Source organism: Paenibacillus massiliensis 2301065 = DSM 16942, from assembly GCF_000377505.1.
Lineage (GTDB): Bacteria > Bacillota > Bacilli > Paenibacillales > Paenibacillaceae > Paenibacillus > Paenibacillus massiliensis.
Map to the genome: position 1 here is coordinate 71,378 of NZ_KB898185.1, position 25,965 is coordinate 97,342.

At 50.0% G+C, this 25,965-nt stretch carries 15 protein-coding genes; 1 reads left to right on the forward strand and 14 read right to left on the reverse strand.

The window, feature by feature from the left end; translation table 11 throughout:
- Positions 1-37 precede the first annotated feature (37 nt).
- Positions 38-592: a biotin transporter BioY gene (locus D328_RS0100315; RefSeq protein ID WP_018882937.1), complete on the reverse strand. Its 555-nt coding sequence runs from the start codon at positions 590-592 to the stop codon at positions 38-40.
- 313 nt (positions 593-905) lie between these two features.
- Positions 906-1,286, reverse strand: a complete 381-nt coding sequence (locus D328_RS0100320) for a hypothetical protein (protein ID WP_018882938.1) — start codon at positions 1,284-1,286, stop codon at positions 906-908.
- Between the two features lie 268 nt (positions 1,287-1,554).
- Here D328_RS0100320 and D328_RS28110 point away from each other — a divergent pair, with 268 nt between their 5' ends.
- Entirely contained in the window at positions 1,555-5,049 is a 3,495-nt protein-coding gene (locus D328_RS28110) for an S-layer homology domain-containing protein (RefSeq protein WP_018882939.1), read from the forward strand.
- 185 nt (positions 5,050-5,234) lie between these two features.
- Here D328_RS28110 and D328_RS28115 read toward each other — a convergent pair whose 3' ends face one another.
- From D328_RS28115 to D328_RS0100385, 12 genes are all read right to left on the reverse strand, one after another.
- Positions 5,235-6,671: a Gfo/Idh/MocA family oxidoreductase gene (locus D328_RS28115; RefSeq protein ID WP_018882940.1), complete on the reverse strand. Its 1,437-nt coding sequence runs from the start codon at positions 6,669-6,671 to the stop codon at positions 5,235-5,237.
- Between the two features lie 301 nt (positions 6,672-6,972).
- Entirely contained in the window at positions 6,973-11,097 is a 4,125-nt protein-coding gene (locus D328_RS0100335) for an S-layer homology domain-containing protein (protein WP_018882941.1), read from the reverse strand.
- A 245-nt stretch (positions 11,098-11,342) separates the two neighbouring features.
- Entirely contained in the window at positions 11,343-12,668 is a 1,326-nt protein-coding gene (locus D328_RS0100340) for an amidohydrolase family protein (protein WP_018882942.1), read from the reverse strand.
- 4 nt (positions 12,669-12,672) lie between these two features.
- Positions 12,673-14,193: an allantoate amidohydrolase gene (locus D328_RS0100345; protein ID WP_018882943.1), complete on the reverse strand. Its 1,521-nt coding sequence runs from the start codon at positions 14,191-14,193 to the stop codon at positions 12,673-12,675.
- A 131-nt stretch (positions 14,194-14,324) separates the two neighbouring features.
- Positions 14,325-15,641: an imidazolonepropionase gene (gene hutI / locus D328_RS0100350; protein ID WP_018882944.1), complete on the reverse strand. Its 1,317-nt coding sequence runs from the start codon at positions 15,639-15,641 to the stop codon at positions 14,325-14,327.
- 17 nt (positions 15,642-15,658) lie between these two features.
- Positions 15,659-17,338, reverse strand: a complete 1,680-nt coding sequence (gene hutU, locus D328_RS0100355) for a urocanate hydratase (protein ID WP_018882945.1) — start codon at positions 17,336-17,338, stop codon at positions 15,659-15,661.
- Between the two features lie 219 nt (positions 17,339-17,557).
- Entirely contained in the window at positions 17,558-19,099 is a 1,542-nt protein-coding gene (gene hutH, locus D328_RS0100360) for a histidine ammonia-lyase (protein ID WP_018882946.1), read from the reverse strand.
- A 253-nt stretch (positions 19,100-19,352) separates the two neighbouring features.
- Positions 19,353-19,820, reverse strand: a complete 468-nt coding sequence (gene hutP, locus D328_RS0100365) for a hut operon transcriptional regulator HutP (RefSeq protein WP_081625192.1) — start codon at positions 19,818-19,820, stop codon at positions 19,353-19,355.
- A gap of 580 nt (positions 19,821-20,400) precedes the next feature.
- Positions 20,401-21,096: a DUF4274 domain-containing protein gene (locus D328_RS0100370; RefSeq protein WP_026280937.1), complete on the reverse strand. Its 696-nt coding sequence runs from the start codon at positions 21,094-21,096 to the stop codon at positions 20,401-20,403.
- A 43-nt stretch (positions 21,097-21,139) separates the two neighbouring features.
- The gene (locus D328_RS0100375) at positions 21,140-22,171 is read right to left on the reverse strand and encodes an alpha/beta hydrolase family protein (protein WP_018882949.1); all 1,032 of its coding nucleotides are present in this window, start codon (positions 22,169-22,171) and stop codon (positions 21,140-21,142) included.
- A 385-nt stretch (positions 22,172-22,556) separates the two neighbouring features.
- Positions 22,557-23,738: an NAD(P)/FAD-dependent oxidoreductase gene (locus tag D328_RS0100380; RefSeq protein ID WP_018882950.1), complete on the reverse strand. Its 1,182-nt coding sequence runs from the start codon at positions 23,736-23,738 to the stop codon at positions 22,557-22,559.
- A 324-nt stretch (positions 23,739-24,062) separates the two neighbouring features.
- Entirely contained in the window at positions 24,063-25,622 is a 1,560-nt protein-coding gene (locus tag D328_RS0100385) for a CotH kinase family protein (RefSeq protein WP_233426146.1), read from the reverse strand.
- Positions 25,623-25,965 lie beyond the last annotated feature (343 nt).

Genomic DNA, 25,965 nt, shown 5'->3' on the forward strand with positions numbered 1-25,965 from the left:
TGAAGTTAATGTGGACACCCATTGGCAACTTGAAGGGCTAAGTACTATGAACTTTCTCTTCGATGGGACTAAGTGCCTTGATTCGAACAGCAATTACCGCTGCAATCACCGCTTTGATGATATCACCCGGGATGTACGCTGCTGCCCCCACGATTCCGGCCCATATAGACGTATTCGTAATAATCGCCATGACAGGGGCACCTATTAGACTCACAAGTATGATACCAAATGCAAAGTTGATAAGCACAAGCTTCCAGGTCGTCAGCTTAGGCCACACCTTCTCGGCAGCAAATCCGATGCAAAAGGCTGCGATGGGCCAGCTGATAATGAAGCCAATAGAAGGGCCAATCAGCGCAGAGATCCCTCCACGTCCGCCTGGCAGAATCGGTAAGCCTATAGCAACCAAGACGAGGAACAAGATCAGGCTGAGCAGTGCCATTCTCTTGCCGAGGAAGCACCCTGCAAGCATGACCCCAAGTGTCTGTGCAGTGATCGGGACAGGGATGAAGCCGAGTGGAATAGGTGGGATCATGCCCAGTACGCCAATGAAGGCAGCAAACAACGCTGCGTATACCATTTCTTTTGTACTCAAATTGATAACCTCCATGAATAGTCAAAATATAATCAAATAATGTCATAGCAGCGCCCTCTCGACGTTAACGAATAGAATTATAGCCTTTGGTACGTACATTGTAAACCATCATTTTAAAAATAGGTTAACAATGCGACGTGCGGTCAATCTATGAACCGAATCTAATTGAACACTTCATGACTTCCAAGATCATAACAGCTGCCCCTCTGCCGGGCAAAGAAAAGCTGACATTCACGCTTACGCACAAAAAGACCCGGAAAAAGCAATCGAGATCGCTTCTCCCAGGCGTATTCCTACCCTATTATTATATTATTCATGGGACATAAGCCCCCACGACCTCAACTCTGCGTTCGTCCCCAATCTCCAGATATTTAACGTCGATCTCCTTACCCTTTTGGAATTGCGGAATATGAATGATCGGTATAAACGTTTTGATCATCGCTGGAAAGGTGCGACCGTCCTGCTGTGTCACAGTTAGCTCCAGAGTGACCCCAGGCTGTCCATCCATCGACGACGATGTTGGGTGCACTGCATGAATGAATGCCTTGGCTGGAACACCTTTCATTAAAATTTGGGTACGCCCCTGCAGCGTACTACGCTTGGCCCTCAGTGTCGTATACACGAACCACACAATGATCAGACTCGTGAACATGGAGATTGCAACGTAGATCAGTATCAGACTCGTCGTAAACATAGCCAACCTCCTATACATAAATATGAAATGCTATTTGGCATCTTTTTCCTCCAGTATAGCATGAGACCCACATCAAGACGAGAGACTTCTGCCGTAATAGCTATCGGATTATACCCGCATTCCTCGTTGTTCAGAATCGGTTCAGTGGCCGCATCTATAATGTAAATGCATAGTTCTTACGACACTCTAAATAGCTCAGAACTCCCTGCGACTTAATACCCAAATCATGCGAAATGATGCATATCAACTAGAACCGGGAGTGAGCATTTTGAAAAAAGTCAAACGCAATAAGCTGGTTGCCTCAGCTATGATCCTAGGAATCGCTACCGGATCTGTCATTACTCTACCCTTCTCTCACGCATCCTTAACCGCTTATGCGGCTGATGCAGTATCTACTGAGTCGGACGCCATCAAGCAGGTACGAGAGCTTGGATTGATGACCGGAGGGACACAAGGAGATTTCATGGCTGACAAGGTACTAACCCGTGCCGAGACAGCCAAGATTCTGTCCCTCATCTTTCAACTGGATACCAGCCCGCAGCAAATGACCTCCTTCATGGATGTATCTTCGACTGCCTGGAGCGCTTCTTATATTGAGGCAGTACGTGAGGCAGGCTTCATGGGGGGAGACGGTGAGCTGTTCCGTCCCAATGATGCGGTCACTCGCGCTGATCTGATCTCGATCCTCGTTCGCTCCATGGAGCTGCACGCCGATGACAGCAGCGTTGACGCTCAGACGCCAGTGGACATTGCTCGCAGCTACGGACTATCCGTCGTGGAGGCCAGTGAGAATCTGAATGCCCCGCTGAACCGCGAGCACGGAGCAGAATTTTTTCTGCAGCTGCTAGATCATCCTGTTGGCGAAGTTGTTACCGACGGGAACACTGTGCGGATCGGTAATATTCCCTACCAGATTGGCAGTACCCTCCAGGGGCTACTTGGTGTAGAAAATGGAAACGTACTCAAGGGAGCCAAGCTGGACTTGAACCGTAGTCTTCGTACCGTAACAGGTATTAACACTTTGGAGCTGAATGGCAATGGTGGAACACTTGATGGTGCGGGAGCAACCTTCAACGGTAAATTAATCATTAATGGGTCTGTGACCGTGAAGAATCTCACTTCTACAGGTGAGCTAGAAATCCGGGGTACGGATTCCGTGGAGGCCATTCTAGATAACAGCAGCTTATCCAAAGTTACCATTATTGCGAAGGACGCAAAGCTGACTGCCACGGGCACGACCCGCCTGGAGCAGCTGGCCTTGGATAGTAACGCTACATTGCTGACACAGGGCGAAGCTTTCATTAACCGTCTCTCTCTCCTACAAGGCTTAAGCAAGCTCTTTATCAATGGCACTATTGGGGAACTGGATACTACAGGCTATAACGGTACCCCCTTCATTACACTTCAGGAGCGGGCTTTGATTCAGCAGCTGCGCCTGGACCCGAACAAGCTTCCGTCTGATGTGGTTATCAACTATAACGTCATGAAGCAAGCTGTGAGCGGCTTGAACGGCAATACCAATCCTGATCAAACGCAGGTAGTGACCCCACCAGATACCAGCAGCTCCAGACCCAAACCCAACAATGGCAACAATGGCGGTGGCAACAGCGGCAATGAGAGCCCGGCTGTGGACCGTGTGGTCCTTGAGACCACGATTACCCATGCTGGTTCTCTGCTGAATCGTGCTGGCGAAGGTGGACCCGACCGTAATTTGTATCCGCAAGTGGCCAAGGACAGCCTCGGCTCCGCGATTGAACTCGCCATCGGGGTACTGAACAATAATCAGGCCAATCAGGCTACCGTGAATGAAGCAGTGCTGCAGCTAAATACTGCTATCCAGAACTACCTTGGATCAGCTGTTCAACAGGGCTTGATTGATCTGACTGCCCTGGATCAACAACTCCGGATTTCGACGGAGTCTATGCTACCCGAGAATGACAATGAGCTGCCTCGTGTATGGAACGACTACTTGCAAATGGCCATTCTCGATGCCCAGCAGGTACTGGTAAATAGCAATACGACACAAGCAGATGTCGACGCTGCAACAACTCAGCTAGCTAAGAAGACCAAATTATATATGGCATCCATATCCATCAAGCTTCCTGCGCTCCAATTGTTGAACGCCATTAATTCCTTACCGGATCTGGATTTCACAGACGCAGACCGCTTCAAGCCGACAGCATTTCAAGCTATGCTCGTCTATGCCAATACCGCTTCAAGCCTGGAAGAGCTTCAGATGACTGCAAGCCAAGTACAGGCCATGTATGATGAGTACCTGCTCATTCAATCCGTCAATTTCAAGGCTTTGAATGTCAAGCTTCATGAAGTTGGAGAACTGACCGAGCTTCATCCGGCAGATGTAGTCCTCAGCGATATGCTGAATTTCTACACCAAGAAGATGCACAAAGCCATGACCCAGCCTGAGGTAGATGGGATTCTGCATGAATTGACCTCCAAGCTTTCTAACTGGAGCGACATTAACAACCCTGGTGAACAGGTAGATACCTTGGCCTTGTCCCAGCTTGTTAACACCATTGCCGAATCGCTGAATAGTGAGCCTTACTTGAGCTCCATCATGCCACTAGAATATCAGACGATGGATAGCTTGCTGAGTAACAGCATAGACATGTATCAGCCAGGCAGCACTTCAAGCCAGCAAGATATAGATCAGCAGTATACAGCGCTGGAGCAAGGCTATTTCTTGTTCAAGGAGCAGCTAGCTGACAAAAAGCTGGAGTATAGGCAGCAATTAGATTTGCTTATTCAGCAAGCTACTGATGTACTCAGCACCCAATCAGGCAACATGTCTGCACTGGATGAGAGCCACCTAAATGAGTTGCTAATTTATGCCCAGCAGGCCTATCAAATCGATTCTGCTGCCCTGTTTACTCTGCATAATGCTGTGACGGATCTGTCAAATGGACTTGAGCAAGTTCAAATTTTGGACAAAGCTGCTTTGCTGACAATTCTGGATCAGGCCAAGTCAGATTACGACGCTTATGGGAAGTATCATCCGTCCAGCCAGACGTTGTACATGGCTATCGAGAATGCAAATACGGAGCTTGCCGATGGCTATATTACACAGGAGAGCATTGATGAGGCACGGTTGTCTTTGGCGGACGCTCTAGACAACTTCCAATCGCCATGGATTACCCAAATGATGATAGACGATACCCTTGAACAAGCTATTCTGTTCGGGGATCAATATTCCAGCGGAGCAGAAAGCGAATCGCAAGAGTACATTGCTCTGGTTACGGCTATATTCGAAATGCAGTCGTTGGAGGATGCAGAGAGCTTTGAAGCTACACTGTCACAATATGTGGCTTTGAAGAAGAGTATCGAAGAATTTGAAGTGTTCCTTTCTAATCAAGGAAGCAACAATTCAGGTGGTATTCCTGGTGATGATCCGGGCGTTCCTTTCACGAGTGATGAGGCTGTACAAAGCACCGATAATCCACCAGCAGATCCGGTAAATCCAACCCCTCCAGTCGAAGAGTCTTCGCAAGGTGATGATAACGTAACTGGGGACAATGATGGAGCTAGCAACAGTGAAGTTCCATCTGAGCCTGAAACTAGTGAACCTGAAGCTACTGAACCTGAAGCTCCTGAGCCCATACAAGATGGAAGCGAACCAGCAGTCGAAAATTCGAACGAGAATTCAAACGCTCCTGAAGCAAATCCTGCTGATCAAGATGCAGAACAAGGAGCGGAGCAAGAGCAAGGTATTCCTGGTGGAGATTCCGATTTCGGCATCCCCGGCTAAGCTGATGCTGGTCTGACTTAGCCCTGATGAACTCGCTTGAATAATGGTAGTAGCTTGACCAGATCAAATATAAGATTTGATTCCCGCATTATGAAGAAGCCGTCCCTCCTCTCTTGGAGGTGGACCGGCTTCTTCATGTTATTTTTACAGTCTCACGGATTAGTCTAGTCCAACATTCCGGTGTCTCAAATCGCCGCACATGGGAAAACAGGGACTTGCTTGTCTAGAGCAACACTTAGAGCACGAATGACAAGCTCATGGTCTCTACCTTCATGCAGTCCACTTAGTGCAAGCGTCGCAACCCATTCATTGTTTACCCGAACGGGAAATGCTCCCCCGGTAGGAATGAAATGGGGTACATTCTCCATCTCTGTATTCCAGTTATGATTCAAGACATGATCAACGTGCATCCATAGGCTTGAATGCCCTGTTGCCAGGGCAGCTCTTCGTTTACCCTCCATGTAGCTAATATTGCGAGCTGACTTGCTGTCCATCATATATTGAAATAACACAAGGTCATCACTTTCGCGAAAGATCGAGACAGCAATTTCACGGTCATAATCCTTCGCTAATTCCGCGATGATGTTCCCCAGCTCTAACGCTTCTTCAGCCCCAAAGCGATCATATTGTAGTGTCTCTTCTTGTTCTACCAATACGTCTAGGCATTGTGGGGTATACGTCAGACCCGCTCGTATTGTGTCCAGAATTTCTGCACAACGCAGAGAAGCTGACAGAGGCATAATGTTGCTTTCAGTTCGTCCATTTTCCAGACACTCTACAAAATGATGGATTTCGCTATAGAAATCATCGAATTCATAGGGAAGTTGCACCCTCTCAGGCTCATATCCGTCTCGACAGACCAGCATGCTTACAGGTCGATGAAGGTCTTCGACTATGATACTCCCAGTCTCTCCCTGGAGCACGGCTTTTCGTTCCTTCTTGCGGTCAAATGCACATTCGAGGCCCGCTTGCACGTCACCCACACGGAGCTTGGCATCCACGTAATAATCAATGGAGTCTCGTTGTGAAGCAGCTACAGCTTCCAATTGAATGTTCCCAAGCGAAAAGTCCTCGATCCAACTTGCACAATAGGTTCCCACATCCAGTAACGCGCCACCTGGGCCAACTTGAACATGATATGTATTCATTTCTGCAGGCATTTCATTACACAAACTCGCATGTATCGAGGTGATGGTACCGATTTCACCCGCTTCCACTCTGCGCCGCAATTCTCTATACACGGGTACGAAGCGCTGCTTCATAGCTTCCATGAAGAGAACCTTGTTGCTTCTAGCCGCACCTACAATGTCTTGCATCTCCTTGAGATTCAAGGATGCAGGTTTTTCACACAAGACCGCCTTTCCTGCATGCATCGCTTTGATTACCCACTCATGGTGTAAATGATGTGGCAATGCGAGATAGATCGCATCAACATTAGGATCTGATAGCATCTCAGCATGTGATACGTACTGCTTATCGGAGGGATATTGTTCTGCAAACATCTTTAACTTCAACTCATCACGGCCACTGATGGCATATAATGTACTATTAGGTTCGTTTTGTAGTGAGGCTGCAAAGCGTTTAGCAATATATCCTGCGCCAAGAATTCCCCATCGAATCATCCAATAACCTCCATGCTGTGTAATATAGTTTCGTATTTTGCTAGCTGCCTGTAGAATTGTAATTTGCCTGAATCTTGCCTGAATTTAATAAAAAATAGCTCATGATGAATTCATGTAGAATGAAAGTTCTCACACCTCATTCATACAAGAAGAATTCACCATGAGCTAAGCACATCTTAGCATAGTCGAGCGCAGCATGCTAGAAAGCCGTTAGCTATGGGAAAAAGCACTCTCTACCTGATCAACACAGTGTCTCTGGCAGGATTAGTTCACGAATCTGCCAGAGACACTGTGTTGTGACTTACGGAGTATGTGTCCCAAAATATTGATATGTCCCCTTAGGGAAGACATTCCATTCGTCCGCCAGACTGAATTCAGATGAGCCATAGGAAATACCGCTCTTACGCACAATGGTTCCTCCATTGGCCAATAGCTGGCTCTGCGAGGCAGTTGGATTTCCCAGGACATCCACCACGACCCCGTTTTTCTTCAGTACCAGTGCTACCAGATTAAACTCTGTAGGACGGTGCAATACAGCTTCCTCGTTGTAGTACCATATATTCATAATATCCATGGCATCGTAGAAGATATCTCCAATAATGATAAATGGCATGTTAGGGTACGGAGCGTTAAGTGGCATAGCTACTACGTTCATGCTCTGTGTCTGCTTCATGAAGCGATGAATCTCCAGCGTATAGCCCGTAGCCCGCTCCCCTGTGCCGTCTCCATTATAATACAGCTCAATGGCTTGTCGGCCATCTCCACCGTCCAGATATTGTGAGAAATACAAGCCTACTGGCTGCTGTGCAGCCTGTCTAGCCATGAACACCACCGCTCTGCCATCCGCACCGACTACCCAAGTATAGAGCATATCTGCTGAGAGCTTGATCTCTGCGCTGTTCAGCGTATTCGGACCGATGAAGGTGGAATCCGCTGTTCCTTTATAGACTTTGAACGAGGATTCTCCTGGGAAATACTTATTCAGATCAATCGTTTTGTAAGGCAGACCGTACTTTACGTCGACCATGGTCAATCCAGCATTTACGAGCTGTGCATTCGACGCCTCGAAGCTATACGTATTCGTGCCTCCTTTGCCATCGTCCGCGGTAACCGTAATCGTTGCTGTACCATTCAAGATTCCTGGCTCTAAGGTCAGGGTATTGCCTGTTACCTGGACCTGAACTGCCTGTGCCAGGCTAGAGACGGCTGTGAATTGAAGTGCATCTCCATCCTCGTCCGCGAATAGCTGGCTTACATCATAGTTCCTTGGATTGGTGATCCCTGGCGTCAGGATCTGAGAACTAATAGACGCTACAACCTGCGGTGCACGATTATTTACAGCTGGAAGTGATACCAGTACCGGGAATTGAGCCGACTGTGAGCGACCATAGCCATCATATACACTCATAGTCACTGTTGTTGCACCGACATTATAAGGGATTAGTGATAACAGTGCTCCATTCACACTTACATCTGCTATTGATGAATCGTAGGTGGCCGCAGTGACAGATAGAGTGGACTCATCAAAATTCGACAAAAATGGCGAAAGATCAAGTCCCCAAGGCTGTGCTCCCAATTCTAATCTTTGCTCCGGGATTGAACCTATGGAAGCTGCAGACAAGACGTTCAGGTTCAGTTGTGTACTGACAAGCCCCCCTCTTCCATCCTTGGCGGTAATGGAAATGGATGCACTCCCTGGCATCCGCCCCTGAATGCTCAGCATGCCTGCTTGTTCCACTGCCTCTGCGATATCAGAATCAGAGACACTAACTTCATAAGTAAGCGTATCTCCGTCCGGATCGGAGAAGATCTGTGACAGGTCAAGCTCCTGCTGTGGATGACCTACGATCAGATTCATCATGCTCGGCGTATTCGTGACAACTGGCTGCTGATTCATTGGCGGCAGTGGGAGAATGCTTGCTTGCAGCATCGCTTGAGCCACCCCTCCTCGAGAATCGTCTGCCTGCAGGAATATGGTTACTGAACCAGCAGCCACCCCCTGCACATGAAGTAGATTCCCATTGAGCTGCACGAAGGCCAGGTTGGGATCAGAGCTCCAAGCACTATAGGTGAGCACATCTCCATCAGGGTCCGAGAACACCTGGGATACATCCAGATCATGACCTGGTATCCCTGGCATAAGCACGATCGGCATTACAGTCTGGGCAATCGGACTATGGTTCGCAGGTTCAGGTTGTGGTTGTGGCTCTGGTTCAGGTTGCGGTTCGGGCTGTGGCTCGGGTTGTGGATTGTTACCCGGTTGCTCGGCTGCCTCCACATGTACCTCAAAAGTTGCAGAAGCTTGTCCGGTTGTACCATCCGCCGCTACCTGTCCATCATCTGCAGTGACCGTAATCGATACTTGACCTGCTTGTCGAGGAGTCAGGCGAAGCTGCGTTCCCGTAATCACAGCGGATACAATACTGTTGTCGGTCGATGCGATTGTATACTTCAAAGCTGCATGCTCAGGATCTGAGAAATACGCACTAACATCCAGCTCTACGGGCTGATCATTGACGCGCACCTGCTGATCAGGTATATGTGTCGGCACAGGCGGTGCATTGACGATGACATTAAAAGAAGCCGTTAGCTTCTTGCCACGGGGGTCACTCACCGTGAGTCTGATGGTAGAGGAGCCTCCATTGCCTGGCGCAAGGTACAGCTTCCCTTCCTTGACGGTCGGTCTCACGACACTCGCTCTCAAGGAGACCGCTGCATAGGTCAGAGTATCTCCATCAGGATCTTGAATGTAATCAGACAAGTCTACGACATAGTCTTGTCCGTTGCCCGTTAAGAGTACATCTGGAATAGCCTGTTTCAATACAGGAGCCCGATTGGACGAACTTGACGTACTATCTGTTGAGCCTGCTGCAGTGGTGGCTGTTGTCTGACTTGCCAGACCAACGACACGATCAGACACGTTGGTGTTGGCAGCAACCTGTCCGACCTTGACATTCTCACCCATCTTCACGTTCTCCCCGGTCTGATTGACCTCAAGCACCGCAATTGTACCTGTCGTATCGACATCCACAGCCCCTGCTCCATCAATGATAAGCTTTTGGATCGTGGCATCTCCGGTTACTCTGACAGGCTCTGAATTGGTAGTCAGCACTGTGCCAACGTTTCCATTTAATTCGACTGCAGAGGCTCCGTCGGTCAGCACAAGACGAGGTAAAGTAGCCCCGGTATCTATGTCTATAGCTGACGAAGATTCTAATGTCATACTGGATATCGTTGTATTTCCTGAAGCAACGACATGCACGTCCTTCTTGGTAACGGAGACTTCATTCAGGCTCGATTGCTGGAATACGACCGTATCACTGTCTCCACCTTGTACGAACGTCTGACCCTTCACTTGCAGCGACTCTGCATAAAAATCATGCTGAACATTCGGGGCAATGGTCAGGTCCCCATTCACCTTCAGATCGACTACAGATACAAAATCCCCGGCTACAGTCAGATTACCTTCCAAGGAAGCTCCCTGACCGTTAAGCGTCACATTACCGCTAAATTCCTTTGCACCTGTGTTCGCTGGAAGTCCTCCCGAAACAATCTCCAATGCGAGAAGCTGATCAAGTGTGCGGCCGGTGGCATGGAACTCTACTTTGGCATCATGCAGCACCGTACTATTGTCTGGATTCAGAATTCCCTGAAGCTCTGTACCAATCTGGTAGCGTACACCATTGATGATTGCGGAGCCCTCTTGGACATCCTTCAGTAGAGATGCCCGCTGTTGCGGGAAGAAAGCAGATACTAGCATCCCCGCTGCATCTGCACGGTTGACGGGCGCAGCTGGCGACAGGCCTCCTGAATAGTCACTCAGCAGATTTGCCTCATAGGCTACTCGTAGCAGCGGCTCTGCCCAATCACTTCCTCCGGTCCACTCAGCTGGCAATGAATCCTCTGCGATAGCCTGATCGGCCACCATCTGTTCTCCTGTTCCCTGTACACCGGTAGCACGCACAAGCACAGCGATCAGCTCTTGTCCTGTAACCTTCTGCTTGGGATTGAACGTATTCTCCCCGGTTCCTTGGACCCAGCCAGCGTTCTTGGCCGCTTCAATATATGGGCTGCTCCAGCTCCCTGCCGGGACATCCTTAAATGACGAGCGGGTATTCTCTGGCAGAGGCAGCTCGAGTGCTTTGACCAGCAGTACTGCCAGCTCCTGGCGGGTGAGCTCTGCTGCAGGGCGGAAGCTACCGTCTGTATTACCTTGAATGACCCCCAGGTCCATTGCCCGGGTGATCATTTGCCGCTGCTGCTCAGTTAGGGCAGCTGCGTCGGTGAATACAGCCTCCATACTTGCTCCAGATGATACGGCAGATATTCCTGCCCCGCTTGCGCCCACTGCTGCAGGCGGCAACGCAGGTGCAAGCAACAATAGTACTGCAGCAACCTGTGCAGCTGTCATTTTTACGTTGTTCATGCTGTAGACTCCTATCTCGTTCTTCTCATTGTTTGTTTCATTCAAGGCTCAGCTGCTTACTTAGCTGTATTCTTGAATACGCAAAAGATGTAGGTCTACCGTATCACATTCCACTGAACCAATTCTGAACAAACATGCAAGGTAGACAGATGAGATGGAGGTACAAAGGAGTAGTTCATCTTTCAACGAGTTCACGAGATTGCAAGGGTGCAATAAGGCATCTGAATCATGTCGGCTCAGTCTTGTCAATGGCCATGCCCTGCCAGCCTCTCGAACAACTCATCCACACGGCTGACAATCTGACGCTCTGTAAAGTTCACAAGCAGCCCCTCGTCTACAATGAGCTTGCCATTCGTGACTACATGTGTAATCGCACCCGGCTGCATCGCGTACACCATGTTGGCGAACAGCTCCGTCTTGGGCGTCAGGGACAGATCGTGCACATTCAGTGCGATGAAGTCTGCAGCCATCCCCGTCTGCAAGCTCCCAATCGGCAGACGCAGGATTTCTCCTGCATGAGCCGTGCCCATACGGTACACGTCCTTCGCCGTAATACATGTTCCGTCCAGACGATTTACCTTTTGCAGAAGAGCACACATCCGCATTTCCTCAAACACACTGATTCGATTGTTACTGCAGCCCCCATCCGAGCCGAGCGTAATCTTGACCCCAGCCTTCATCAGCTCCGGAATACGAGTCACACCGTCCGCCAGAAACATGTTGCTTGAAGGACAATAGGCGAGCGAGCCTCCTCTACTGCCTATCAATTCAATCTCCGACTGCTCCAGCCAGACCAGATGGATCGCAATCATTCGTTCATCCAGCACTCCAAGAGAATCCAGATAGTGAAGCGGGCGAAGTCCGTAATCCCTAAGCGTATCGTGGACCTCGAACATCTCCTCGGCTACATGGATATGAAAAGGGGTATCCAGCTGTACCGCCAGACGATGCCCGGCCTTGATCATCTCCGGCGAGGCTGCATGCGGACTGTGCGGTGCTGGATGCACGGTGACCATAGCATTCCCCTGATACTTGACCGCAAGGGCATGGGTTCGCTCCACGGCCTCGGTCACAGTCTCCCGATAGGCTACTGGTGCTCCACTCCAGTCATACATGGTCCGGGCCAACACAAGTCGGATGCCTACATCCTGAGCAGCCCGAATGACTGCCTCGTCAAAAGCTGTGCCTCCGTTATGTATATAGAAGAAGTCGCTCACCGTAGTTACTCCATAACGGGCCATCTCGCCAAAAGCCAGCAGTGCCCCGGTGTAAATAGCCTCCTCATCCAGTAGTGGAGTATATTTATAAAGTGCCTGCTCCCTCCACTCCAGGAACGGTCGATCTACGGCAATTCCCCGTAGTAGACTCTGAAAGGAGTGATTGTGCGCATTGACAGTACCCGGAGCAATCGCATGCCCTGCCCAGAAGACCTCCTCGGCTTGAGGATATTCCTGACGAAGTTGTACTACAGGGCCAATCGCTACAATACGTCCATGCTCCTCCACAAGCCCGTAGTTGGGCTTAAAGCTCTCCTCCACATACATGACATCTGCTGTATAGAGCTTAGCCATGTTCTCACTCCCCTTCGTTTTCTTGCTGATCCAAGGATAATATGGTGTGCAGGAGGACATTTCCGACCTTCTCAATATCCTCAATAAGGCTCTCTTCCTCCGGACAGTGACTTTTGCCGCCCAGACTGGGCACGAATAACATGCCCGCCCTGGTTAGTGCGGCCATATGCGCTGCATCGTGACCTGCCATACTCCCTAGCAGCGTATGCGAATAGCCCAAGCCCTCAGCTTCTCTTCTGCACAAGGCAATGACCTTATCATCCATAGCCACAGGAGCCTGATCGAGCAGAAGCCGCCGCTTGAGATGCAATCCCCGTTCTAGGCAAATTCGGCTTGCATGAAGCTCCCAGGCGTCCAGTACTTGCTGAATATGTACTCGACTTCGCCCCCGTATCTCCATATGGAAGCTCACCTTGCCAGGAATAATATTGGCCGCATTCGGTTCATTATGGATTCTTCCAATCGTCCCTACCGTCTCTTCCTCGGGATGCATTCTGCATTCCGCTTCGAAGGCAAGCATTAACTCGGATGCACCCATCAGGGCATCCATGCGATCAGACATGAGCGTAGTACCAGCATGATTGGCCTCCCCAAGTACAACCACTTCCTCCCGGTAGATTCCCGTAATGGACGTAACGATACCTACGGGAATGTTACGAGCCTGCAGACGTTTGCCCTGTTCGATATGTACCTCCAGAAATGCGGCCATGTCATGGGTAGAGCGACGACACGCTTCAAAGCAATCCGGGTCTCCCCCTGCTAGACGCAATGCATCTACGAGTAGTACTCCTTCCTCGTCTTGAACTCCCTCAAGATCCGCCTTGCCTAACTTGCCTGCTACAGATCGACTACCGAAGGTGGACAGACCGAATGGATTGGGTTCCTCTGCGCTAAAAGATACCAGCTCAAGTGAATGCCTCGTCTTCAATCCTCTCTCCGTCAGCACCCTCATGATCTCCAGTGACAGCAGTACACCCAGTGCGCCGTCATACCGTCCACCACTCGGGACCGTGTCGATATGTGAGCCGAATACGATCGGCGGGAGCCCCCTTTCACTACCCTGCCGTCTGGCCCAAATATTCGCAGCTGAATCAAGCGATACGTCCAATCCAAGTCGCTCCAGCTCGTCGATGAGCCAGGCTCGTGCCTCAAGCTCTGCTGGCGTGAAGGTCGTTCGGTCCAAGCCTCCTACAGCATTCTGGCCGATCTTTCCCAGTGTCTCAATACTATGCTGCAGACGGGCTGCGTTCACCGTGATAGGCGATGAATGCCCATCACTATGCTGTGATGATTCGATCGTGTTATCTTCAATGCGATTATCTTGAATGCGGTTATTTTGAATATATTGAGCCTCATAACAATCATCTTGTACGTTGTCATTTTGTACATCGTTATCATGTACGTCGTTATCATGTATCTCGCTACCTTGTATACGTCTATCTCGCACATGTCTATCTCGTGAATTTTTATAATGTCTCTTGCTATCTCGTTTGCTATCTTGCATATCGTTATCATTGTCACGCATATCGTATCGTGCTCCTTATAACGGTTATTTCCTCATTAAGGTCTTGAGCCTATTCCTGCCAAACGGCTTCCAGACGGCTACTACACTGCTTCTGGACCGCTTCTAGACCGCTTCTAGCCTCATATATTTCCCTACTCAACCCAGCCTTCTTCACTGACTACCATCTTGCTTCGAATCCGCTTGCCTCCTAGCACGACAGGCTTTCCCTTCTTGATCACCGTGCTGGTCAGATTAACGCCGTAATGATATGTCATAAAGGTATAGCTTGGGGCATCAAGGATGACGAGATCTGCCTGCTTGCCAACCTCAATGCTTCCGATCCGATCTGCTCGACCAAGCGCATGCGCTGCATTAATGGTACATGCTGTCAAGGCCTCTGCAGGTGTCATCTTCATCGTGAGACAGGCCAGGTTCATGATTAATGGCAACGACATCGTAGGACTGGAGCCCGGATTGCAGTCCGTGGACAAGGCTACAGGCACACCACGGTCGATCATGCCCCGAGCGTCTGCCGGACGGGCCATCAGGTAGAACGCTGTCCCTGGCAGCAGCACGGCGATAACCCCAGCAGCGGCCAGGGCCTCGATGCCGTGAGAGGATGCACACAGCAGATGCTCCGCCGAGACCGCTCCTACCTCAGCTGCCAGCTCAGCCCCGCCAGTATTCACAATTTCGTCAGCATGAATTTTCGGCTTCAGTCCGTATCGTAGTCCAGCCAGCAAAATAGCTCTCGATTGCTCGGGCGTAAAGACGCCTTTCTCGCAGAACACATCACAGTATTCCGCCAACTTCTGCTCTGCTACCGCAGGAATCATCTCCTCAATCAGCAATTGTACATAGCTCTCGGGAGATGCCTTGTATTCTGTTGGAACAGCATGCGCACCCATAAACGTAGATACCAGCTCGATCGGATGCTCAGCATGCAATGCACACACCACTCGTAGCTGCTTCAATTCATCTGCTGTACAGAGGCCATAGCCACTCTTCGCCTCCACTGTCGTCACCCCATACTCAAGAAACCGATTCAGCCGCATCAGAGCTGCTTCCTTCAATTCCTGCTCTGTCGCTTGTCGCGTCTGCTCTGTTGTGCGGAGGATGCCACCACCCGCGTTCAAAATATCCATGTAAGTGGCTCCCTGTAAACGCAGTCCCAGCTCAAACTCACGGGTTCCAGCGAATACCAGATGTGTATGCGGGTCTACGAGGCCCGGAATGACCGTTTTTCCTGTAGCATCAATAATATGCAACGCTTGCCGTCTATTGAACTCCAGACTCCGAACATAGGCTTCGGCCTCGGCATGCGGCCCTACAAAAGCAATACGCTCTCCCTCCAGCACAACACCGCCGCACTCGATAATGTTCAAATGATTCATTTCAGCTCCCACTCTTGGTGCTGTATTGCTCCCGCTAACGGTCACGATCTGCTCCGCATGTCGGATATATAACAAGGTATCGCCCCCTTTTCCTACAGCATTGGCATATGTATGCCATAGTCTCGTGCCGTCTCCACAGCTAACGGGTATCCTGCATCAGCATGTCGGACGACGCCCATGCCTGGATCGGTCGTCAATACACGTTCTAGCCGCTCGCCGGCCTCTTTACTTCCATCCGCAACTACAACCATTCCGGCATGAATGGAATATCCCATACCCACGCCACCACCATGGTGCAGAGATACCCAACTGGCTCCAGCTGCGGTATTGAGCAGCGCGTTCAATATCGGCCAATCAGCAACAGCGTCACTACCATCACGCATCGCCTCCGTCTCCCGATTGGGCGACGCTACCGAGCCAGCATCCAGATGATCACGACCAATGACGATGGGAGCTGACAGCTCTCCAGAAGCTACCTTCTCATTGATGATGCGACCAAATCTGGCTCTGTCTCTATAGCCCAGCCAGCAAATGCGAGAGGGTAATCCCTGAAACGCGATTTTCTCACCTGCCAGTCTGATCCAGTTGCATAAATGCTCATCCTCCGCAAAGTTCTCCAGAATGACCTGATCTGTCTTCCGAATATCCTCCGGGTCACCAGACAGAGCCACCCAGCGAAAAGGTCCCTTTCCTTCACAAAACAGGGGCCGGATATAGGCTGGTACAAAGCCAGGAAAAGCAAAAGCATCCGTGACACCTTCGTCATAGGCGACCTGGCGAATATTGTTACCGTAATCAAAGGCAATGGCTCCCTGCCGTTGCATTTCCAGCATCGCCGATACGTGCTCAGCCATGCTCTGCCGAGCCAGCTTCATATAATGAGCAGGATCTTCCGCTCTCAGCTTCAGTCCCTCCTCCAGCGTGTAGCCCTTTGGCAAATATCCGTTAAGCGGATCATGGGCTGAGGTCTGGTCTGTAATGATGTCAGGAATGAATCCGCGTGCCAGCATGAGCGGCAATATTTCTGCTGAATTGCCTACGAGACCGATGGACAATGCGCGACCTTCAGTCTTCGCAGCCTGAGCCAGCTCAATCGCTTCATCCAGATGATCGGTCATGACATCGCAGTAGCGGGTATTGATCCGTTTCTCTATGTGGCTGGCATCCACATCCACGCCTATCATGATGCCACCATTCATCGTGACCGCCAGCGGCTGAGCTCCCCCCATGCCGCCCATACCACCCGTAACGGTAATTGTCCCCTTCAGGCTGCCGCCGAAGTGCTGTCGTCCGCATTCCGCAAAGGTCTCATAGGTACCCTGCACAATCCCCTGACTACCGATATAAATCCAGCTTCCCGCCGTCATCTGCCCATACATAATCAGTCCCTTGCGGTCCAACTCGTGAAAATGCTCCCAGTTCGCCCAAGCCGGTACCAGATTGGAGTTCGCGAGCAGTACACGTGGGGCATCCTTGTGTGTACGGAATACAGCCACTGGCTTACCGGACTGGATGAGCAGTGTTTCATTCTCCTCCAGAGATTTCAGTGAACGAACGATGGCATCGAAGCTGTCCCAGTTGCGTGCAGCCCTTCCAATCCCACCATAGACCACTAACTGGCTAGGAGCCTCCGCCACTTCCGGGTCCAGATTATTCATCAGCATACGAAGAGCAGCCTCCTGTACCCATCCCTTGGTATGCAAGGCTGTTCCACGCGGTGCTGTGATCTTTCGTTCCGGCTCGCTTGATTTGCAGTCATTTTTATCCTTCATTAACAATCCTTCCCTTCTCTTAATATAGTTCGGACACATTTGGAGGTTGTTCTACTTTACTGAACTGAAGACGTTAAGAATTCCAATCCGTACACTAAGATGAATGTGAAGTTCGAACTCCACTAAATGGCATTAATGCAGGTTTGTTATGGTACTAATGCAGGGTTTTGATGCGTGGTACTTTTGCATGTTGTTAATGCGTAACACTTATGCGTGTTGTTAATGCATGAAGATGATCTCCGCTATTGCAGCCTTTAGATTCGTAGCCTTCATCCATTCTGCCAATGTACGAAAGTCCGTGGACAATACGCGATCCTCTTGTACAAAAGACACCCGCTGCCGACATTGCTCGTATACCCATCTCGTTCCTGTCCCCAGTTGCTCCGGTCCCCGGTAATCCGCAGCCTGTGCTGCACACATCAGCTCAATAGCCAGCACCGAATAGGCATTATCAATAATCTGTCTGGCCTTGCGAGCACCAATCGTCCCCATGCTGACATGATCCTCCTGGTTGGCCGACGAAGGAATCGAATCGACACTGGCCGGATGAGCAAGCGACTTATTTTCGGACACGAGGGCTGCTGCAGCATATTGCGCGATCATGAACCCTGACTGTACCCCACCTTGCTCAGTCAGAAATGGCGGTAACCCCTCATTCAGCTGTGGATTGACCAATCTTTCAATTCGACGCTCCGCTATATTCGCCAGCTCCGATGAACAGATCGACAGATGATCCATAGCTAACGCAATCGGTTGCCCGTGAAAATTACCACCCGAAATAACTCGGTCCTGCTCCGGGAAAATTAGAGGATTGTCCGTGACCGCATTGATCTCGATATCAAGCTTCGCCTGAATGTACACCAGTCCGTCTCGACTAGCGCCATGGACCTGCGGTGCACAGCGAATGGAGTACGCATCCTGCACACGAAGCTCGCCTTGCGTGGACAACAGTCTGCTGCTCCGTGTTAGTGCCCTGAAATTATCCGCAGCATAACCTTGACCGGGCTGAGGTCTGAGCCGATGCGTGAGCGGGTCAAAAGCATCCTTCACCCCACGAAGCGCCTCTGCCGTCAAAGCTAATGTACAATCGGACCAACGAGCCAAATTCCACGCATCATAGCATGCGAGCGCCCCCACCGCTGTCATCACCTGCGTACCATTAATCAAGGCCAGACCTTCCTTGGCCTCCAGTACGACAGGAGGCAATCCTGCCAACGCCAGCGCCTGAGCACCTGGCATACGCTGTCCTTCATAATACGCTTCGCCCTCGCCGATCAGTACCAGTGCCATATGCGCTAACGGAGCCAGGTCACCACTTGCTCCCAACGAGCCTTGCTGTGGAACGACGGGAGTGACACCATAATTAAGCATGTCGACCATTTGCCCCACGACCTCCGCCCGTATCCCTGAATAACCAAGCAGCAGCGCATTAATCCGCAGCAGGAGCATGGCTTTCACAGTATCGTTAGAAAAGGGCTCTCCCAGCCCACAAGCATGGCTGCGAATCAGATTAAGCTGGAGCTGCTGCACATCGCTGCCTTCAATGTACGTGTCACTGAATTTACCAAAGCCAGTGGTCAGCCCATAGACAACCTTCCTTTCACGCAGTAGCTTTTCTACATATTCACGGGCGTGCCTTATCCTACCCAGACTGCCCTCAGAGGGCTGAATTTTGGCTCCGTAACGAGCCACATGTACCAACTGCTCCAAGGTTAAAGATTGACCATCCAATACGACAGTCTTGTCTACGGTTGACTGCATCCAGGCACCTGCTTTCCTGTCATGTATTAAGACCTCAGGGTGAAGATCTCCTTGCAGCTGTGAGGACCATTGAGTACGACAAAAAGCCCATACCAAATAACATTTGGTACCGGCTTTTCTAGACACTCTAATCACTAAATGGCCGATCCGGATCGAACCCCACGAATAGATACTAAAAGAACACTAATGAGTACTATTGAACACCATTTCATACTAGTTAATTTGAGCAATTCACTGTTACGAGTAGCTCCTCCTAGATATGGTTAAAGCCGAAGCCGATCGCTTCATGCTCAAATCCCTTTTTGGGTGCACCGATCGTTCCATATACACTGACAGCGATCCATTCGCCCTCATGTGCAACAGCACCCTCCATCTTGCCCCGGACAATCGCGAAGGTCAACCCCACCGTTCTCAGAATATCGCCAAATTGGAACACCCCGCGACCGAGCCCCTGAATCGCTTCAATAATCGCATGATACATCGCATGCACTTCACGGTAGGACTGACCGTCGATAATGTGATTATTCTTCGCGGCAGTCTCCATCGCGACCACGACCTTCGTAATATCCATCGCACCTACCCGGCCAATCGTATACTTGTAGCCTTGGTCCGTGAGCTGCTGCTCGATCTCTTCCTTCCATGAATGGCCCTGAAGCACCGCCAGCAAAATGGACAGCTTTCCAATCGGCAAAGAGCTCGGAGATTCAGACATCATTGTCATCCCCTTCAATAGCATGTTATGAATACGTACAGCAAATGGCGACTACGCCATACTTATTTCCCAAGGGAGCATCGAATCTTCAAGTCAGCTCACAGACAGCTACAATCCTCTTGCAACTACAAAAAAAATGCGTCACAAATTCAGGAACTCCGTTCCCGATATTCTGGACACATTCTGCTCACTAATCACTATACCGTGCTCACTTGATATCACTATACTTCGCATTAAATATGGGGTCAATCCTTGTGTAAGGTATATTTACCAAAAAAACCAATCATTACACCAACTACTTTGTGCTCTAGTTTTCTTTTGTGGATAAAATTGACATTAAATTCAGTCTGCTTGCTCTTCCCTTTGTGACGAAGGTATATGGATAGAGAGCAGATAGTATGGGATTCATGTGAATGTACAAGATAACACTATTTGATTTTACTATTGTGAATTTTTCACTACCTGTAATGTGGATATAAGTGCTGATAAATATTGAAATGAAGTATTGGCGTCGATCCGTATGCGTCTATAAACAAAAAAAGAGAACCTTATTCCGGCTCTCCTCTTTCATATGTAAGTATTGTCACTATTATAGTGAGCATTTCTCCTTAATCGACAGCGCCAGCTTGGTGTACGCCGCTCCATCCATTCGTTGATTAACTTCCTCTGGCTCCAGAGACAACCAGTAATCTGCCTCCATTAACTCATACATATCGAGCATCGTAATCTCTGCACAAGCGGGATGCTCAAAGACAGCCTGCATCGGCTCTGGGCCATCATCCCAGTTATACTCGTTCACGACCGCGTGCAGTAGCACATCCGAGTCCAGCTGGCGAATCCGCGAGATGACCACATCCATCGATTCCTCATATAGGATAGCCTCCAGCTGCTCTTGCTCTTCCTCAGTTAATGTTAATCGCACAGCTCCTGGCGTATCCAGCAACAGATCTGCGATCCTCGGGTTCCCTCTAGCCTCCTGCCAGGCGGTGCCCTGAATCCCTTGCGGTGAGTCCAGTCGTGCTCCGCTCTCCACTAGCAGCTTAACGGCCTCGATCTGCTTGAACTTTACTGCCTTCTTAAGGGCCGTTTTCCCAAGCCTGTCCTCCTTCTCCAGATCTGGTCCATGCTCCAGCAGACAACGAACACCTTCAATTGGCATTCGATAGGTCATGAACAGAATCAACGGGGTCCGTCCCTGTTCATCTACTTCATTCACATCGAGCCTGGTTACGGCCTCGCGAACCTGCTCTACATCCTTTGCTTTGCTAATGTCCAACCAGTTCATACCAGCTTTAGCTCCCTCCATCGACACAGTTCCCCGTATAATTCTACTGGATAGATTCGGAAGGTTCAATCTTCGTATGAATGAGGAACTTCTCAATCTCGTCCATATACCCCTCTACTGTGATCCTACGGGGAGCGAACAGACTGATAAGCAGCGCCCTGAACGGGGAATCTGCCGCCGAGGTCCTTAACATGGAGTGCTCTGTGTCCGCAAAAACTCTGACCGTCAGCAAGGAAGCTGGGCTCACCCGCTCACGGTATAGGCGCTCTGTCTCCTTGATGTCCACATTCACGTCACGATCGCCCAACAGAAGCAACACAGGCGACTTGAAGTTGTGCAGGTCCTGTGTGGCATCCGAAGTATAGTTGCGACGGACAAAGCCCCAGCGCTCCGGGGACATCCTGTCATTCCGATGCGCCAGCCTCATATACTCCTCGTAGGAGGCTCCTTGCTTCAGCAGACCTTTAATCTGATGCTCATACGCCACCTGCTGCTCAATCTCCTCCGGCGTAGAGCCGTCCTTTGCCATCTGGCTCCGTGTATTATATTCCCCTTGGGTTAGCCAATTGATCGCAGGAGAGACGAGGATACTGAAGGCCAACTTTTCTTCACCTGCAAGCTTGGGGATGACCCATCCAGCCTGACTTGCTCCCCATACGCCCATATGCTCGGAATCAATCATAGGTTGGGTCCTTGCCCATGCCAGCGCTTGCTGAGCTTCCTGAACACGGTCCTCCATGCTCTGCTGGAGCCAGTCTCCCTCCGAACCGCCTAGCCCTCGTTTGTCGAGAGATAATGAGGCATAGCCCAGTGATGCGAGCTTCTCCCATAGTGGCTTGTAGCCATCATCGTGGGTGGCATCAATGGGACCGTCGCCATGAATGAATAAGACCAGGCCTAATTTCCCCGTATACTGCTCTGGCAAGACCAAGGTTCCAGTCAGTTTGCCTTGCTTTGAATTAATTACTACTTGCTGTTCTACCATTTCGAAACTGTTTTGCTGCAAAATATACCCTGCGACGCCTGTTAGCAATACTACGCATACGAGCATGACAATGGCGATTTTCTTCCTCATACGATTCTTCCTCTCTTGGCTACCACAGGAATGGATTGGCTTTCATCTGTCTAATCCTACAGTTGGGTTACTGTATTGATGTCTAGCCCTCACTTCGTTTTTTGCACTTGAATTCTTCTACTTGAGTTGATTTACTTGAGTTCTTCTACTTGAATTTTCCCACCTGAATTCTTCTACTCTCTTCTACTTGGATCACTGCCTTCACAGCTTCAGAAGTCAGCATATACCCTAGGTCAGACCTAAGGTCAACGCTGCATTCGTAGAAATATCAAAAGACCGGAAGTGGAGGCTCTCTCCAATCCAGGTCTTTTGATATTTCTTGAATTCATTATGCAGAATTAGCACACAGAAGCTAGAAGCCAGTACGCTTCCCTTATAGCTGAGCTTATTGTCGCTTATTGATGGCTTGCTGCAGATCGTAATGCTGAAGATCGATATCGGCTTCCATACCGAGCACCAGCTTCGCCAATTGACTTCCCACATAAGGTCCTACTGTCAAGCCGGAGGCTCCAAGTCCATTTGCTGCAAACAAGCCCTTCCAGCCGGGAACCGCTCCAAGCACAGGCAGAAAGCCAGGCGTAAATGGACGGAATCCCACCCTTACTTCCAGCAGCGTACTATCAGCAAGACCAGGGGCCACGGCCAAGCCTTTATTCAGCACCTCCTGCATTCCGCCAGCAGTCACGCTGGTATCATAGCCTTCAATATCATTTTCGTGTGTTGCCCCCATTACGACCCGTTGCTGGTCGAATGTCAGCAGATATTGATCCGAAGGCGGTATGACTACAGGCCAACTCCCTGTATTGCCGGCATTTGTCGTCTGCAAATGGAGGATTTGCGCCTTCTGGTAATGCACTTGGAAGTCTAGTCCCAGTGGCTCCAGCAGCTGACTAGCCCACGCTCCCGCACACACGACAACCTCATCTGCTGCATATGTCATGACCGTCTCATCTTCTTCACTATTGTCCGGATCGTTGGCGTGCTCAGTTACATCCCTGACGACAACTCCGGTTACACAATCCCCCTGATAATGTAGCTCGGCACTCCCTTGCACGAGCCGTGCCCCATGGCGCTCAGCGGAGCGAAGCAAGGCATCTCGGAGTGCACGACCGTCAACACGTGCCGCCCCACTAATGAGAACAGAATGATATTCTTCAGCCAGCAGTGGAAAAGCATCCCGCGTCTCCGACTGCGATAGTCTGCTAATCTCCCCCATCTCGGCTGCATCAGCCTTTCTCTGCTGTGCACGCTCCTCCAGCTTCGCAAGCTTATCCTCATCATAGTGAATGCTAAGTGCCCCTACTTGAGCATAGCCCGTATCTGTCTCCCCTTCATGGGTAAGCTCTGCGATCAGTTGGGGATAAAAGCGTGCCCCCTCCTTGGCCAGCTTGTACCAAGCCTGGTTACGCCGCTGTGATATCCACGGGCATAGAATGCCTGCTGCCGCATCTGTAGCCTGACCAGGGTCCTTTCGATCCACGATCAGGACCTCTGCTCCCGATTTTGCAAGCTGATAGGCTGTTGAGGCCCCCAGAATACCCGCACCGATGACAATGATCTTCTTCATGCATACATTCCTTTCTCACAATCCATGCATGTATTATAGCGCATAATATCTCTTGGAATCACATAGCTCTGCTTAGAGCATTCGTTTGTTTCGCGATCATTCGTTATGAATGAACAGACGTGTATCAATAACAACAGCCGGGAACAGCTCCTACTTCGCGGAGCTGTTCCCGGCTGTTCCATGCATAACTAACCATCTACTGCAACTGATTTACCTTGAGAGCGTGGGAATTAGTGCCTTGACCGAAGCAAAGATAGTGTAGAGCCGCTGCTAACCACGATCTTTGCAGATCATTCAGACAAGAAATCGTATCCAGTCAAAAAACTAGTCCGATATCTCGCTTGCAGCATCAGTATTCATCGCTGCTGGAAGCGAGACCACTTCCCTACCCAGCTGCTCCTGCAGATTAGCTAGTCGATTCAGTGCAAAGCTGGTAATGGAGCCGGATGCCATCAGTCCCATGCCGCCACGATCTCCTCCATTGCCGGAGGGCCTATTCCCATTCTCTCCTCCAGCGGTACCATCCGGTCTAGCTGGAGGTGCCATCGCACCGTCTGGTGGCGTGAAGTCCTCCGGTGGTGTCATCCCTGGCTGTCCGTCAGATGGGGGCACGCTCCCCCCTTTCATATCCCCCATATCTCCTACAGCAGAGTAAGCTATATTGGATTCAAATTGCTCCATCGTATAGAACTTCGTAGGGTCCGCCTCGACAGAAGGACGAATGAGATCACTCAACTCGGTGATTCTGCCTTCAATGCTCTCCAGATAATCAACCAGTTGATTCACATATTCTAGATATTGAGACTTATACTCGGGCACCGCCAGCAGGTTATTGATCATCGGCACCTTGTCCATGCTGATCCCGAGCACAGGCTCCTCGATGGATACGTTCGTCGCATTCGTACTACCACTAGCCCCAGAGTCACTGCTCGTGCCTCCTCTACCTCCACCATAGCCATTAAAGGACATATTGAAGTCCCACGGAATGACCGTAAACTTGCCATTGGCATCTCCATACAGCATATAATTGTGTCCTTTATCCCCGTTATAGCTGTCATAATTCCCCAATACTACGTTGCCAGCAATATACTTCAATGCAGAATCCACGTCCAATACACTCTCGATGTCCCCTTTCTCCCCTTCTGGCATATCGTTCAGCACCTGAATGAAGTTCTGAAGACGAGCCTTATTCTCATCCGTACCCAGATCCTCCGTCAAAGTGCTGTACTCGCCGTTCTCCTCCGTCTGCAGATAGCTCTTCTCATCGGTATCATACAAAATGCCATCTTCGTAATCCTCCCCGTAGTTGCGTTCCAGATAACTGTCGTCTACAGATTCTACACCTGTGTAGAAGCCAAACAGCTCGCCATTAACATACAGGTTCACGAACGTTGTCATCGGAACATCCAGACCCATGCTTCTCAGCGCCTCATAGTGTAAATATTCCCGCAGGTATGACGGATCTGAGTAATTGTTGTTCAGCACCATTTTATCCAGGCCGAGTAAGGTCTGAGTCTTGTCATATTTGTCAAATTTCAACCGGAAGCTGTAACGATCCGAATCCTCCATGGAAGCTACAGATCTTAGGGTCATATTTCCCTTCGTGGAGAATCCGACATTATCCAGTTGATGACCATCTACCTCGACACTGACGCTCTTGTATTCTTTATCCAATGGACTTGCCAGAATGCTCTCCCAATCTGCATCGTCGATGGTCACGTTCACGTTAATGATTCGATCTCCTTCAAACAAAGATGCGTATGCAGGAGCAGAACTGGCACTCTCCTCCGCCTCAGCACTTGATATGGTGTCATGACCAATCCAGCTGATGGTTGCAACGAGTAGTGTCAGGGCCAGGGCCACTAGAGCGAATCTTTGAATCATATTCTTCACTGTAAAAGTCCTCCTTTGGAATGGGCTACAAGCCATTTGCTTATGTCCCAAGTGTAAAGGATGAACCTTGAATGAATCTTAAATATTCGCTTACTCTATTCGCCACACTAAAGCGTCTGGGTTGCCCAGCATCACTTTAGCATCTTGTCACATCCATGTTAGCGTGCTAATATGGACTCAATTCATAAGACAAGGCAATGACGGAGAGAGTAAGCGGAATTTGTTCGTTACAGGGACGAGGTACCATGGACTGAAAGTACCCGAGAGAGCACACCGCCGAAGTTCACTCCCGAGCCGATTGCTGAAGGGCTGCATATTACTTGTAGCCAGTAGG